The organism is Tenacibaculum aiptasiae, from assembly GCF_008806755.1.
GTDB lineage: Bacteria > Bacteroidota > Bacteroidia > Flavobacteriales > Flavobacteriaceae > Polaribacter > Polaribacter aiptasiae.
The window spans coordinates 1-302 of record NZ_WAAU01000060.1; the positions used below are offsets into that span (position 1 = coordinate 1).

1 protein-coding gene is annotated in these 302 nt (G+C 30.1%); it reads left to right on the top strand.

Annotated elements, in window-relative coordinates:
- Positions 1-302, top strand: a 302-nt coding sequence (locus F7018_RS17970; RefSeq protein WP_394350040.1) for an ABC transporter transmembrane domain-containing protein, incomplete at both ends; no start/stop codon positions are given.

A 302-nucleotide genomic window follows, 5' to 3' on the forward strand; every position in this document is an offset into this window, starting at 1 on the left:
TTAACTACATCATCTTTAACCGTATTATTCTCTTTCTTTAATCTAATAATCTTCAGTTTAGTTCTTGGGTATTATAGCTTACAAATATTTGGAGTATTTGTACTAGGAAGTGTTTTATACTTTGGATGGGTACTTTTCTTTTTCAAAAAACGAAAAGAATTAGACTACAAACGTTTTTCACAAGTAAGTCAGGAACAAAGTAAAGTTATTGAACTTATCAATGGAATGCAGGAGATTAAACTTCACAATGCTGAAAGACGTATGCGTTGGAATTGGGAATATGTACAAGCTCGTTTATTTAA